The following is a 13663-nucleotide window of genomic DNA, read 5'->3' as shown; positions in this document are numbered from 1 at the left end:
GGCACCCCCCCCCTTTTTTGTTGTATCCGGGGGGGGGCGGGCGGGGGCGGCCCCCCCCCCTCCATGTCCTCCACCGGTCCGCTGCTGGTGCACAGCGGCCGCGATCAGTCCTCGGACGGATCTCCGTCGTCGCCCTGCTCGCGTTCCCGGTCCTGCTCGCGTTCCTGACCCGGGCCCTGGTCCTTCTCCTGCGCGGAGGACTCCGGGGGGCCCGAAGGCCCGGACGGGCCGGGGCCCTTGTCCGTACCGGCGCCGCCGCGCGGCGGTCGCGGCGGACGGGCGCGGCCACCCGGGGCGTCCCGGCCGCCCGGTGTGTCGCGCAGGAACGACGGCCCGTCACCGCTCTCCGTGGCGTGGCTGCCCGGCGCCTGGCCGGGGCCGCCGTCCCGGCGACGCAGATACCGCTCGAACTCCCGGGCGATGGCCTCGCCGGACGCCTCGGGAAGCTCCGCGGTGTCCCGTGCCTCCTCCAGCGACTGGACGTACTCCGCCACCTCGCTGTCCTCGGCGGCCAGTTGGTCCACCCCGAGCTGCCAGGCCCGGGCGTCCTCGGCCAGTTCGCCCAGCGGGATCCGCAGACCGATCAGGTCCTCCAGGCGGTTGAGCAGTGCCAGCGTCGCCTTCGGGTTGGGCGGCTGCGACACGTAGTGCGGTACGGCGGCCCACAGGCTCACCGCGGGCACACCCGCGTGCGTACACGCCTCCTGGAGGATGCCGACGATGCCGGTCGGTCCCTCGTACCGCGTCTCCTCCAGATCCATCGTCCTGGCCAGGTCCGCGTCCGAGGTGACCCCGCTGACCGGCACCGGCCGGGTGTGCGGGGTGTCGCCGAGCAGCGCGCCCAGGATGACCACCATCTCCACGCCCAGCTCATGGGCGAAGCCCAGCAACTCGTTGCAGAACGAGCGCCAGCGCATGGACGGCTCGATGCCTCGGACCAGTACCAGGTCACGGGGCTTCTCGCCGCCGATCCGCACCACGGAGAGCCGGGTGGTCGGCCAGGTGATCTTGCGCAGGCCGCCCTCCATGAAGACCGTGGGCCGGTTGACCTGGAAGTCGTAGTAGTCCTCGGCGTCGAGCGCCGCGAACACCTCGCCCTTCCACTCCCGGTCCAGATGACCCACCGCTGTGGAGGCGGCGTCGCCCGCGTCGTTCCAGCCCTCGAACGCGGCCACCATGACCGGGTCGATCAGCTCGGGAACCCCCTCGAGCTCGATCACCCAGTGCCTCCTTCCGAAGTTCTCTCTTGTACGCACCAACCTTACGGCTTCACCGGTGCCCGCCCGCAGCCCCGTGCACGCTCCGCACACGCTCCGTGCACTTTTCCGCACCGGGTCATGGGCCAGGGAGCGTAGCCATTTCTCGCCCACCCTCCCGTCGATTCATCCGAGCTGTGGCCGTGAATTGACGTGAGGCTCTGGACGTCCGCACGTCAATGGCGCTATACATCGGATGACTGAAGAGATCCGATGTTCTTGTCCGTTCTCCTCTGTCTTCTCGAAGTTTCTTCTCAAAAGGGGCGTGCATGAGCCAGACCGTGACGGGGTTCGAGGTACACGACATCCGGTTCCCCACCTCGGAACAGCTCGACGGCTCGGACGCCATGAACCCCGACCCCGACTACTCGGCCGCCTACGTGGTGCTGCGTACCCAGGACGGCGCCGAGGGACACGGCTTCTGCTTCACCATCGGGCGCGGCAACGACATCACCGCCGCCGCCATCGAGGCGCTGCGCCCCTACGTCGTCGGAAGACCGGCGCCGCTCACCGCGGCCGACCTCGGCGCGCTCTACATCGAGCTGACCCACGACTCCCAACTGCGCTGGCTCGGCCCCGAGAAGGGCGTCATGCACATGGCCGCGGGCGCCGTCGTCAACGCCGCCTGGGACCTGGCCGCCAGGAGCGCGGGACTGCCCGTCTGGGAGTTCCTCGCCACCATGACGCCGGAGGAACTGGTCTCGCTCGTCGACTTCCGCTACCTCACCGACGTCCTCACCCCGGACGACGCGCTGGCCATCCTGCGCGCCGCCGAACCCGGCCGCGCCGAGCGGACCGCCCTGCTGCGCGCCGAGGGCTACCCCGCCTACACCACCTCGCCCGGCTGGCTCGGCTACTCCGACAGCAAGCTGGTCGCCCTCGCGGAACAGGCCGTCGCCGACGGGTTCGAGCAGATCAAGCTCAAGGTCGGCGGCGATCTCGCCGACGACATCCGGCGGATGAAACTGGCCCGCGCCGCCGTCGGCCCCGACGTGCGGATCGCCGTCGACGCCAACCAGCGCTGGGACGTGCCCGAGGCGCTGCACCGGCTGGCCGCCCTCGCCCCGTACGACCCGCACTGGATCGAGGAGCCCACCAGCCCCGACGACATCCTCGGCCACGCCGCCGTACGGGCCGGCCAGCCGGTCAAGGTGGCCACCGGTGAGCACGTCGCCAACCGGGTCGTCTTCAAGCAGCTCCTCCAGGCCGGCGCCGTCGACTACGTCCAGATCGACGCGGCCCGCGTCGCCGGCGTCAACGAGAACCTGGCGATCCTGCTGCTCGCCGCCAAGTACGGCGTGCCCGTCTGCCCGCACGCCGGGGGCGTCGGCCTCTGCGAACTCGTCCAGCACCTCGCGATGTTCGACTACGTCGCCGTCTCCGGCACCCGGGAGGGCCGGGTCATCGAGTACGTCGACCACCTCCACGAACACTTCGCCGACCCCGTGGTGATCGTCTCGGGACGGTACGCCGCCCCCGGCACGCCGGGCTTCTCCGCCCGGATGCTCCCCGAGTCGATCGCCGCGCACCGCTACCCGGAAGGGCCCGTCTGGCAGGCCCGCCGCACCACCGAGGAGATCACTTCATGACGGCCGCACGTGACTTCGACGGGCTCTGCGCCCTGGTGACCGGCGGCGCTTCGGGCATCGGCGCGGCCATCGCGACCCTGCTCCTGGAGCGCGGTGCCTGGGTCGCCGTACTGGACCGGGACACCGCGGGGGCACCCGCCGGGACCCTGCCCCTGGCGGCGGACGTCACCGACGACGCCGCCGTGAAGGCCGCGGTCGACGCGGCGGCGGCGGAGTTCGGCGCCCTGCACACCCTCGTCTCCAACGCGGGGATCGGCGCCATCGGCACCGTCGAGGACAACCCGGACGACGAGTGGAGCCGCGTCCTCGACATCAACGTCCTCGGCATGGTCCGTACGGCCCGGCACGCCCTGCCCCATCTGCGCCACGCGGCCCTCGCCCGGCCCGGCGCCGTCTCCATCACCCACACCTGCTCCATCGCCGCCACCGCCGGGCTGCCGCAGCGCGCCCTGTACTCGGCGAGCAAGGGCGCGGTCCTCTCGCTGACCATGGCGATGGCCGCCGACCACGTACGGGAGGGCATCCGCGTCAACTGCGTCAACCCGGGCACCGCCGACACACCGTGGGTCGGCCGGCTGCTCGACCAGGCCCAGGACCCCGCCGCCGAGCGCGCCGCCCTGGAGGCGCGCCAGCCCACGGGACGGCTGGTCACCGCGGCCGAGGTCGCCGCGGCGGTCGCCTATCTCGCCGGGCCGGCCGCGGCGGCCGTCACCGGAACGGCGCTCGCCGTCGACGGCGGAATGCAGGGACTCCGCCTGCGCCCCGCCCCCTGAGGCTCCGGCCCGCCCCTGAAACCCCGCCCCCTGAGAACAGCGCACCCCGCACTCACACCGAAGTGACAAGGAACGTGACTTCCATGCCGGGACACACCGTGGGGCGCTCCCCACTCCGCAGACCCCGTACGGCCACCACCTCGGCCTGCGCCCTCTTACTTGTGCTCGTGGCGGCCCTGACGGGCTGCAACCGTGATCAGGAAGGCGGGAAGGGGAGCGACGGCGGCGCGGTCGGCATCGATCTGCCGCGCAGCGACAGCGACTTCTGGAACTCCTACCAGCAGTACATCGAGAAGGGCGTGAAGGCCGGCGAGGTCCGCGCGCTCCCGCTGACCAACTCGCAGAACGACATCGGAAAGCTCGTCTCGAACGTCCAGGTCTTCACCGATCAGGGCGCCAAGGCCGTCGTCATGGCCCCGCAGGACACCGGGGCGATCGCCGAGACGCTGAGCACGCTCGCCGAGAAGAAGATCCCCGTCATCAGCGTGGACACCCGCCCCGACCAGGGCGACGTGTACATGGTCGTACGGGCCGACAACCGCGCGTACGGCGAGAAGGCCTGCCAGTTCCTGGGCGAGCGGCTGAAGGGCAAGGGCAAGGTCGCCGAGTTCCAGGGCGACCTCGCCTCGATCAACGGCCGGGACCGCTCCGAGGCGTTCAAGAGCTGTATGGCCGAGAAGTTCCCCGGCATCAAGGTCTTCGAGCTGGCCACCGAATGGAAGGGCGACGTCGCCTCCGCCAAGCTCCAGTCCACCCTCGCCGCCCACCCCGACCTGGGCGGCATCTACATGCAGGCGGGCGGTGTCTTCCTCCAGCCCACCCTGGCGCTGCTGGAGCAGAAGAAGCTGCTCAAGGCGCCGGACGAGCCCGGACACATCGCGATCGTCTCCAACGACGGCATCCCCGAGGAACTCGACGCCATCCGCGCCGGGAAGATCGACGCCACCGTCTCGCAGCCGGCCGACCTCTACGCGACGTACGCGCTGTACTGGGCGAATCAGGCACTGGCGGGCAAGAAGCCCGCGGCCGGGCCGACCGACCACGGCTCCACGGTCATCAAGATCCCGGGCGGTTTCGAGGACCAGCTCCCCGCGCCGCTGGTGACCAAGGAGAACGTGGACGACCCGAAGCTGTGGGCCAACCAGCTCGACGCGGGGGAGTAGCCGTGGCACCGCCGAGCACATCCCCCGAGGCCACGGCGGCGGACGGCGGGATCGTCCCGCCGCCCGCCGTACGGGCCGAGGGCATCGTCAAACGCTTCGGGCCCACCGTCGCGCTCGCCGGGGTCGGCATCACCGTCGGCCCCGGCGAGTCGCACGCCCTCGTCGGCCGCAACGGCGCGGGCAAGTCCACCCTGGTCGGCGTCCTCACCGGGCTGCACCGGCCCGACGAGGGAGAGGTGCGCTTCGGCGGCGCGCCCGCGCCCGCCGCCGGGGACACCGCGGCCTGGCGGACCAAGGTCGCCTGCGTCTACCAGAAGCCGATGATCGTGCCCGATCTGACCGTCGCCGAGAACCTGTTCCTCAACCACTACGGGCTGACGGGCCCCGGCTCCCGCTCCGGCGGGGGCCGTCTCATCGACTGGCGCGGACTGCGCCGCCGCGCCCGCGACCTGCTCGCGGAGTACGGCGTCGAGGCCGACCCGGACGCCCGGGCCAAGGATCTCCCGGTAGAGCAGCGGCAGTTCGTCGAGATCGCGCGGGCCCTCTCCTTCGGCGCCCGGCTGATCATCCTCGACGAGCCCACCGCGCAGCTCGACGCCCGCGGCATCCAGCGGCTCTTCGTCAAACTCCAGGAACTGCGCGGCCAGGGCGTGGCGTTCCTCTTCATCTCCCACCATCTCCAGGAGGTGTACGACCTGTGCACCACCGTCACCGTCTACCGTGACGCGCGCCATGTCCTGACCGCCCCGGTCGACTCGCTCCCCCGTACGGAACTGGTGGCCGCGATGACCGGGGACGCCGCGCGGACGGCCGCCACCCGGGGCGCCCGGCGCGCGGACCTGCCGGACCCGGCGGGCGAGCCGCCCGTACTGGAGGTCGAAGGGCTCGCCCTCGCCGGGGAGTTCGGGCCGCTGGACCTCGCCGTGCACCCCGGCGAGGTGCTCGGGCTGGCCGGCGCCACGGCCGCCGGCACCACCGCGTTCGGCGAGACCCTGGCGGGGATGCGGGCGGCGACCGCGGGCCGGATCGCGGTGCACGGCCGTACGGTACGGCCGGGCAGCGTCCCGGACGCGCTGGACGCGGGCATCGGCTACATCCCCGAGGACCGGCACCGCCAAGGGCTGATCCCCGACCGCAGCGTCGCGGAGAACGCCACGCTCACGGTCACCGGCCAGCTCGGCCCGTGGGGGACCGTACTGCCCGGACGGACCCGGGAGTTCGCCCAGAACGTGATCGACTCACTGGACATCAGGACGCGCGGCCCCGGGCAGCCGGTCTCCGGCCTGTCGGGCGGCAACCAGCAGAAGGTCGTGGTCGCCCGCGCCCTGGCGCGCGGACCCGGCGCGCTCATCGCCGTACGGCCCACGGCGGGGGTCGACGTCAAGTCCAAGGACGCGCTCCTCGGCGTGGTGCGCAGGGTGGCCGACGAGGGCCGGGCGGCCATGATCATCTCCGATGAGCTGGACGATCTGCGGGTGTGCGACCGGGTGCTCGCCCTCTTCCACGGGCGGGTGGTGGCCTCGTTCGGGAGCGACTGGACCGACCGGGAACTGGTGGCGGCCATGGAAGGCGTGGGCGGCACGGAACGTACGGACGGCGCGCTGGGTGACGACGGCGCCGACGGCACACAGGTTACGGACGGCACACGGGTTATGGACGGCACACAGGTTACGGACGGCATACGGGTGACGGAGGACACGGACGGCATGGCGGGCACGGACGACACGGGAGAGCGGCGATGACGGACACTCTGCGGCCGCGGGTGGCGGCCGGCCCCGAGGAGACGAGCCCGCTCCACCGGCTCCGGCTGATCCGGTGGAGCGACTTCTCGCTCGTGCCGGTGATCCTGGTGCTGATGGTGATCGGCTTCATCGTCTCGCCGGTCTTCCTCACCTCCGGCAATCTGATCAGCGTCGTCCAGCAGTCCTCGGAGCTGAGCCTGCTCGTCCTCGGCCAGGCGCTGATCCTGATCTGCGGCCGGATGGACCTGTCGCTGGAGTCGACGATCGGGATCGCGCCCGTCATCGCCATGTGGCTGGTGCTCCCCTCGGAGGGCGGCCGGTTCCTCGGGCTCGGGCTGCTGCCCGTCTGGGCGGCCATCCCGGTCTGCCTGCTCGTCGGGATGGCCATCGGCGGGATCAACGGCTTCCTCATGCTGAAGCTGCGCGTCAACGGCTTCATCGCCACGCTCGGCATGCTCACCATGCTGCGCGGCCTCCACATCGGCATCACCGAGGGCAAGTCGATCACCGATGTGCCGGAGTCCTTCCGCTACCTCGGCAAGACCGACTGGCTGGGCGCCCCGGCCGCCGTCTGGATCTGCCTGGTGCTCTTCGCCGTGGGCGGCGCCGCGCTGGCCTGGCTGCGCCACGGACGGGCGCTGTACGCGATCGGCGGCAACCCGGAGGCGGCCCGCGCCGCCGGGATCCGGGTGGACCGCGTCACCTGGATCGTGCTGGCGATCGGCGGGCTGCTGGCGGCGTTCGCCGGCATCCTCTACACCGGTCACTACGGTTCGGTCGCGGCCACCCAGGGCAACGGCTGGATCTTCCAGGTCTTCGCGGCCGCGGTCATCGGCGGCATCAGCCTGAAGGGCGGGCGCGGCACGCTCTTCGGCGCGCTGACCGGGGTGCTCACCCTTCAGCTGGTGGTCAACGTGATGACGCTCGGCGGGGTGCCCGCGCTCTGGAACCAGTTCCTGAACGGCGCCATCATCATCGTCGCCCTGGTCATCTCCCGCTTCGCGAGCGGCGAGAAGCAGGACTGACCACCGCGCGTGTGTTCGGCCCCTCCACGGACACCGGGGACGGCCTCAGAGCGTGGACCTGAGCCACATCTCCACGCTCGCGATGTGGACCGTGGCCCAGGACCTGGCCGCCTCGGCGTCCCGGGCACGCAGCGCCGCGAGGATCGCCCGGTGTTCGTGGAGCGTACGGCTGACGGCGTCCTCCTGGGTCAGCCCGCGCCAGATCCTGGCCCGGGTGGTGGGCCCGGAGAGCCCGTCCAGCAGGGAGCACAGCACCGCGTTGCCGGACTGCCGCACGATCCCGTGGTGGAATTCCAGGTCGGCGGCGACCAGTTCCTCCACCGAGGGCTCCGGGCCGAGCGCGTCGAGCTGGGCGCCGAGCGCGTCCAGCTCCTCCTCGGTGATCCGGGAGCTCGCCAGCGCCGTGGCGGCCGGTTCGAGTATCCGGCGCACGGCGAGGAACTCCAGCACGGTGTCGTCCCGGTGGAAGTCCACCACGAAGCTGAGCGCCTCCAGCAGGAGCTGGGGGGCCAGGCTGGTCACGTACGTACCGTCGCCCTGCCGTACGTCGAGGATGCGGATGAGCGACAGGGCGCGCACCGCCTCGCGCAGCGAGTTGCGCGAGAGCCCCAGCTCGGCGGCGAGCTCGCTCTCCTTGGGCAGCCGGTCGCCCGGGCGCAGCGCGCCCGAGACGATCATCCCCTTGATCCGCTCGATGGCCTCGTCGGTGACAGCCATGGGCACCCCTCCAGACATCCGATGTATCGGCCCCCATTATGCGTCCCGAACCGCCCGAACGGCGCACGAAGAGGGACGCATCCGGAAGGATGCGCCCCTCTCCCCGCTCACGCACCGCACACGGTGCGCCTCACGCGCCGCACAGATGTGCTGATGTACGGCTCAGTCGCGCTTGCCCAGCAGGTCCTCCACCCGGGCCCGGACCTCGTCCGTGTCCAGGCCGCGGATCGTCAGCGTCGTACGCCGGCGCAGCACGTCGTCGACCGTCTCGGCCCACTCGTGGTCGCGCGCGTAGACGGCCTGGGCCCAGATCTCCGGCGCGTCCGGGTGGATCCGCTCGGCCAGCTCCGGGTACTCGTTCGCGAGGCGCACGATGTCGAAGGCGAGCGAGCCGTAGTGGGTGGCGAGATGGCGCGCGGTGTCCACGGCCATGGACGGGCCCGTACCGCCGCCGTCGATCAGCAGCCGGTGCGCGACCGCGTTCGGGCTGGCGATCCCGGGCAGCGGAAGCTTCTTCGGCAGGTGGGAGACCGGCTCCATGCCCTCGCCGAGCGGATGGCCCGGCAGGGTCGCCAGCTTGTGCATGACCGTACGGCCGATGTGGCGGAAGGTCGTCCACTTGCCGCCCGCGACCGAGAGCATGCCGCCGCGGCCCTCGGTCACGACCGTCTCGCGCTTGGCCTTGGAGGTGTCGCCGGGGCCGCCGGGCAGCACCCGCAGCCCGGCGAAGGAGTAGGTGATCAGGTCGCGCGAGAGCTGCTGGTCGCGGACGGAGAACGCCGCCTCGTCGAGGATCTGGTGGATGTCCTTCTCGTTGACCGAGACGTCCGCCGGCTCGCCCTCGTACTCCTCGTCCGTGGTGCCGAGCAGCAGCATGTCCTCCCAGGGGAGGGCGAAGGTGATGCGGTACTTGTCGATCGGGGTCGCCAGCGCGGCCTTCCAGGGGGAGGTGCGCTTGAGGACCAGGTGCGCGCCCTTGGAGAGCCGGATGGAGGGCGCCGCGTCCGGGTTCTCCATCCGCCGCAGGTGGTCGACCCAGGGGCCGGTCGCGTTGAGGACCAGCCGGGCGTCGACACCGAACTCCGTACCGTCGATCCGGTCGCGCAGCTCGGCGCCGGTGACCCGGCCCTGGGTGAAGCGCAGCCCGGTGACCGTGGCGTGGTTGAGGACGGTGGCGCCGGAGTCGACCGCGGCGCGTACGGTCATCAGCGCCATCCGCGCGTCGTTCATCTGGTCGTCGCCGTAGACGGCCACGGCCTTGAGGTTGTCCGTACGCAGCTCGGGCACGGCCTGGCGGGCCCTGGCCGGGCTGATCACATGGCCGACGCCGTCGCCGAACGCGGAGAGCGCGGAGTAGGCGAAGACGCCCGCGCCGAGCTTGGCCGCGCCGTGCGGGCCGCCCTTGTAGACGGGCAGATAGAAGGTGAGCGGGTTGGCCAGGTGCGGTGCCACCTGCCGGGACACCGCCCGCCGCTCGAAGTGGTTCTCCGCGACCAGCTTCACCGCGCCGGTCTGGAGGTAGCGCAGACCGCCGTGGAGGAGCTTGGAGGAGGCGGACGAGGTGGCGCCGGCGAAGTCGCCGCCGTCCACCAGGGCCACCCGCAGTCCCGACTGGGAGGCATGCCAGGCGGTGGAGATGCCCAGAATGCCGCCGCCTATCACCAGGAGGTCGTACGTCGCGTTGGACAGTTGTTCCCGGGTTTCGGCACGGCTCGGCAGGGAACCGCCGGCCGGGTGCGTCCCCAGGGCGGGGACGCTGTGCGGGCTGCTCATGTGTAACTCCTCTTCAGCTCATCCCGGCTCTCCCGCCGGTGGCTGTGTTCGGTCAGCTTGCGTCGACGTCGAGCCAGCCCTTGGTCCGCTCGACGGCCTTGAGCCAGCTCTTGTACTCGCGGTCACGGGTGGCCGCGTCCATCCGGGGGGTCCACTCGGCGGCCCGGCGCCAGTTGGCGCGCAGCGCGTCGGTGTCCGGCCAGAAGCCCACGGCCAGTCCGGCGGCGTAGGCGGCGCCGAGGCAGGTGGTCTCGGCGACCATCGGGCGCACCACGGGAGCGTCCAGGACGTCGGAGAGCGTCTGCATCAGCAGGTTGTTGGAGGTCATGCCGCCGTCGACCTTGAGCGAGGTCAGCTCGACACCGGAGTCCTTGGTCATGGCGTCGCTGATCTCCCGGGTCTGCCACGCCGTGGCCTCCAGCACCGCGCGGGCGATGTGCGCCTTGGTGACGTAACCGGTCAGACCGGCGATGACGCCGCGGGCGTCGGGGCGCCAGTGCGGTGCGAAGAGGCCGGAGAAGGCGGGCACGAAGTACGCGCCGCCGTTGTCCTCGACCGAGGAGGCCAGGGTCTCGATCTCGGCCGCGGAGTTGATCAGGCCCATCTGGTCGCGCATCCACTGCACCAGCGAGCCGGTGACGGCGATGGAGCCCTCCAGGGCGTACACCGCGGGCTCGTCCCCGATGCGGTAGCCGACCGTGGTCAGCAGGCCGTTGTACGAGTTGACGGGCTTGCCGGCGGTGTTCATCAGCATGAAGGTGCCGGTGCCGTACGTGGACTTGGCCTCGCCCTCGGCGAAACAGGTCTGGCCGAAGAGGGCCGCCTGCTGGTCTCCGAGCGCGGAGGCGACCGGGATCCCGTCCAGGACGCCGCCCTTGGCGGTGCCGTACACCTCGGCGGAGGAGCGGATCTCCGGCAGGATCGCGGCCGGGACCTGCATCGAGTCCAGGATCTTGGCGTCCCACTGGAGGGTGTGCAGGTTCATCAGCATCGTGCGGGAGGCGTTGGTGACGTCGGTGACGTGCACACCGCCGTCGGTGCCGCCGGTCAGGTTCCAGATGACCCAGGAGTCCATGGTGCCGAAGAGGATGTCGCCGCGCTCGGCGCGCTCGCGCAGCCCCTCCACGTTGTCCAGCAGCCAGCGTGCCTTCGGCCCGGCGAAGTAGCTGGCCAGCGGCAGCCCGGTCTCGCGCCGGAAGCGGTCCTGGCCGACGTTGCGGCCCAGCTCGCGGCAGAGCGCGTCGGTGCGGGTGTCCTGCCAGACGATGGCGTTGTGGACGGGCTCGCCGGTGTTCCTGTCCCACAGCAGCGTGGTCTCGCGCTGGTTGGTGATGCCGATGGCCTTGACGTCGGCCGAGGTGATCCCGGCCTTCTCGACGGCGCGGGCCACGACTTCTTGGACGTTGGTCCAGATCTCGGTGGCGTTGTGCTCCACCCAGCCCGGCTTCGGGAAGATCTGCTCGTGTTCCTTCTGGTCGACGGCGACGATCCGGCCGTCCCGGTCGAAGACGATGCACCGGCTCGACGTGGTGCCCTGGTCGATGGCCGCGATGAACGGTCCTGTGCCGTGGGAGGAGGTGGTGTTCGTGTCGCTCACGGGGTGCTCCTGCTCGGTTCGAAGAGAAGGTTCGGGAAAGGTCGCCTACGCGAGGGCCAAGTTGTAGTACCCACCGGCCAGCGCGGCGCCGATCAGCGGGGCGACGACCGGTATCCAGGCGTAGCTCCAGTCCGAGCCGCCCTTGTTGGGCAGGGGCAGGAGCGCGTGCACGATACGGGGGCCCAGGTCACGGGCCGGGTTGATGGCGTACCCGGTCGGGCCGCCCAGCGAGAGGCCGATGCCGACCACGACGAACGAGGTGATCAGCACGCCGAGGGTGCCGAGCCCGTCGCCGGAGTTGTTGAGGCCCTGCGTGAGGATCGCGATGACCAGCACGAACGTGGCGATGATCTCCGTCAGCATGTTCTGCACGACATTGCGGACCTCGGGGCCCGTGGAGAAGACACCGAGCACGGGTCCGGCCTGGGGAGCCGCCTTCTGGTCGACGAGCCCCTCGGTGGCGGGCTGCGCCGCGAGGATCTCCGGGTCGGTGAGATGGGCCTTGAACTGGCCCAGGTACGCCGCCCAGACCAGGAACGCGCCGATCATCGCGCCCAGCATCTGGGAGCCGATGTAGAGCGGTACGTCACCCCACGCGACGCCGCCCTTGATCGCGAGGCCGATGGTGACCGCCGGGTTGAGCAGGGCCCCGGAGATCGGTGCGGAGAGATACGCGCCGACCATGACGGCGAATCCCCAGCCGAAGCTGATGGCGACCCATCCCGCGTTGTGCGCCTTGGAGCGCTTGAGAACGACCGCGGCGACCACGCCGCCACCGAGCAGGATCAGCAGGGCGGTACCTGTGACCTCGCCTATGAAGATGTCGAAGTTGGACACCCGAACTCCTTCGTCCAGGGGGAGACAAACCTCCGGCTCACACCAGTGGTCCGCGCCTTCAGATGAGGGCGTTACCCGCCGGTCGCGTTGTCACACACTAACTCGTATTACCGGTACGTGTTCGACAATGCCGACCGTTGAACGGCAGTTTTGTCCGTGGGGCGACGTGCCGTCAAGGGTGCTGTGGTCGAAACCTCGCTCTTCGTGCTGCTCACTGCCGATGATCGGGCATTGCGCTCAGAACCGCCCGGCGCCGATGTCCCGGGACACCGCGCGGGCGCACTCCCGTACGGCCGCCACCAGCTCGGACCGCACCTCTCCCGAGGGGCAGATCCGTTCCACCGCGCCGGTGATCGCGATCGCCCCGACCGGCATCTTCCGCCGGTCGTGGATGGGTGCCGCCACCGCGGCCACGCCCTCCCAGGTCTCCTCGACGTCGGCGGCCCAGCCGCGCGCCCTGGTCAGATCGAGCACCGCCTCGAAATCCGCCAAACCGGTGATCGTCCTGGGCGTGAAAGCCGTCCGCTCTCTCTCGACGGCCTCGCTGTGGGCCACCGGGTCGTACGCCGAGAGCACCTTGCCCAGTGCCGTGGAGTGCATCGGCTGCATGGCCCCCACCTCCAGGACCTGCCGGCTGTCGTCCGGGCGGAAGACATGGTGGACGATGAGCACGCCCTGCTGGTGCACCACCCCGAGATGGACGCTCTCGCCGCTGGAGCGGGCCAGGTCGTCCGTCCAGACCAGGGCGCGGGAGCGCAGCTCGTGCACGTCCAGATAGCTGTTCCCGAGCCGCAGCAGCTCGGCGCCGAGCTGGTAGCGGCCCGACGCGGCGTCCTGCTCGACGAACCCCTCCGCCTGCAGCGTGCGCAGAATCCCGTGCGCCGTCCCCTTGGCCAGACCCACCGAGGCGGCGATGTCGGAAAGACCGAGCCGCCGCTCGCCGCCCGCGAGCAGCCTGAGCATCGCCGCCGCCCGTTCCAGCGACTGGATGTTCTTCGCCATGGGCCCCAGACCTCCCCGTCCTGTTCGACAATGCTGAACACTATCGGTCGATGCCGACCTTCTCTCTCTGTCGAGAGGATCTGTCAAGTCCCGGCGCGCCGAATGTCGCAAAGGAACAGGATGCCGTCCGCCCGCTGGGACGACGCACCGTGACGGCGCCCGCCCGGCTACGCTGGCCCCGTGTGCCTG

General features: G+C 71.0%; 11 protein-coding genes. 5 read left to right on the top strand and 6 right to left on the bottom strand.

Annotation, left to right across the window (positions count from 1 at the left end; all coding sequences use genetic code 11):
- Nucleotides 1-104 precede the first annotated feature (104 nt).
- Nucleotides 105-1220 carry a PAC2 family protein gene (locus ACFXKG_RS21770; protein WP_384841392.1) on the bottom strand — a complete coding sequence of 372 codons (1116 nt, stop codon included), beginning with the start codon at nucleotides 1218-1220 and terminating at the stop codon, nucleotides 105-107.
- A gap of 305 nt (nucleotides 1221-1525) precedes the next feature.
- On the opposite strand from ACFXKG_RS21770, the gene ACFXKG_RS21765 reads away from it, so the two are divergent.
- The 5 genes from ACFXKG_RS21765 to ACFXKG_RS21745 all read left to right on the top strand — a co-directional run bounded on the left by ACFXKG_RS21765 (nucleotide 1526) and on the right by ACFXKG_RS21745 (nucleotide 7548).
- Nucleotides 1526-2845 (top strand): enolase C-terminal domain-like protein, encoded by a 1320-nt coding sequence (locus tag ACFXKG_RS21765; RefSeq protein WP_384841389.1) that lies wholly within the window; start codon nucleotides 1526-1528, stop codon nucleotides 2843-2845.
- Entirely contained in the window at nucleotides 2842-3618 is a 777-nt protein-coding gene (locus ACFXKG_RS21760; protein WP_384841386.1) for an SDR family NAD(P)-dependent oxidoreductase, read from the top strand. Before ACFXKG_RS21765 ends, ACFXKG_RS21760 begins: the two co-directional genes overlap by 4 nt.
- Before the next feature lie 83 nt (nucleotides 3619-3701).
- Nucleotides 3702-4781 carry a sugar ABC transporter substrate-binding protein gene (locus ACFXKG_RS21755; protein ID WP_384841383.1) on the top strand — a complete coding sequence of 360 codons (1080 nt, stop codon included), beginning with the start codon at nucleotides 3702-3704 and terminating at the stop codon, nucleotides 4779-4781.
- Nucleotides 4782-4783: 2 nt separating this feature from the next.
- Nucleotides 4784-6523, top strand: a complete 1740-nt coding sequence (locus tag ACFXKG_RS21750) for a sugar ABC transporter ATP-binding protein (RefSeq protein ID WP_384841380.1) — start codon at nucleotides 4784-4786, stop codon at nucleotides 6521-6523.
- Nucleotides 6520-7548, top strand: a complete 1029-nt coding sequence (locus ACFXKG_RS21745; protein ID WP_384841377.1) for an ABC transporter permease — start codon at nucleotides 6520-6522, stop codon at nucleotides 7546-7548. Before ACFXKG_RS21750 ends, ACFXKG_RS21745 begins: the two co-directional genes overlap by 4 nt.
- Before the next feature lie 45 nt (nucleotides 7549-7593).
- On the opposite strand, the gene ACFXKG_RS21740 is transcribed toward ACFXKG_RS21745, so the two are convergent.
- The 5 genes from ACFXKG_RS21740 to ACFXKG_RS21720 all read right to left on the bottom strand — a co-directional run bounded on the left by ACFXKG_RS21740 (nucleotide 7594) and on the right by ACFXKG_RS21720 (nucleotide 13474).
- On the bottom strand, nucleotides 7594-8265 hold the full coding sequence (locus ACFXKG_RS21740; RefSeq protein WP_384841373.1) for a FadR/GntR family transcriptional regulator: 672 nt from the start codon (nucleotides 8263-8265) through the stop codon (nucleotides 7594-7596).
- A 162-nt stretch (nucleotides 8266-8427) separates the two neighbouring features.
- A complete protein-coding gene (locus tag ACFXKG_RS21735; RefSeq protein WP_384841370.1) occupies nucleotides 8428-10038 on the bottom strand; it encodes an FAD-dependent oxidoreductase in 1611 nt (536 codons plus the stop codon).
- 52 nt (nucleotides 10039-10090) lie between these two features.
- The gene (gene glpK / locus ACFXKG_RS21730) at nucleotides 10091-11635 is read right to left on the bottom strand and encodes a glycerol kinase GlpK (RefSeq protein ID WP_384841366.1); all 1545 of its coding nucleotides are present in this window, start codon (nucleotides 11633-11635) and stop codon (nucleotides 10091-10093) included.
- Between the two features lie 45 nt (nucleotides 11636-11680).
- Nucleotides 11681-12472, bottom strand: a complete 792-nt coding sequence (locus tag ACFXKG_RS21725; protein ID WP_384841363.1) for an MIP/aquaporin family protein — start codon at nucleotides 12470-12472, stop codon at nucleotides 11681-11683.
- Nucleotides 12473-12709: 237 nt separating this feature from the next.
- Entirely contained in the window at nucleotides 12710-13474 is a 765-nt protein-coding gene (locus ACFXKG_RS21720; RefSeq protein WP_384841360.1) for an IclR family transcriptional regulator, read from the bottom strand.
- Between the last annotated feature and the right edge of the window lie 189 nt (nucleotides 13475-13663).

This window comes from Streptomyces sp. NPDC059255 (genome assembly GCF_042752355.1).
Classification (GTDB): Bacteria; Actinomycetota; Actinomycetes; order Streptomycetales; family Streptomycetaceae; genus Streptomyces.
The sequence above is the reverse complement of the archived record's forward strand: the minus strand, read 5'-3'. Positions and strand labels throughout refer to the sequence as shown.

Coding starts and splice junctions, on each gene's coding strand:
- ACFXKG_RS21765 (WP_384841389.1), top strand. CDS start 1,526: ATGAGCCAGACCGTGACGGGGTTCGAGGTACACGACATCCGGTTCCCC.
- ACFXKG_RS21760 (WP_384841386.1), top strand. CDS start 2,842: ATGACGGCCGCACGTGACTTCGACGGGCTCTGCGCCCTGGTGACCGGC.
- ACFXKG_RS21755 (WP_384841383.1), top strand. CDS start 3,702: ATGCCGGGACACACCGTGGGGCGCTCCCCACTCCGCAGACCCCGTACG.
- ACFXKG_RS21745 (WP_384841377.1), top strand. CDS start 6,520: ATGACGGACACTCTGCGGCCGCGGGTGGCGGCCGGCCCCGAGGAGACG.
- ACFXKG_RS21740 (WP_384841373.1), bottom strand. CDS start 8,265: ATGGCTGTCACCGACGAGGCCATCGAGCGGATCAAGGGGATGATCGTC.
- ACFXKG_RS21735 (WP_384841370.1), bottom strand. CDS start 10,038: ATGAGCAGCCCGCACAGCGTCCCCGCCCTGGGGACGCACCCGGCCGGC.
- ACFXKG_RS21720 (WP_384841360.1), bottom strand. CDS start 13,474: ATGGCGAAGAACATCCAGTCGCTGGAACGGGCGGCGGCGATGCTCAGG.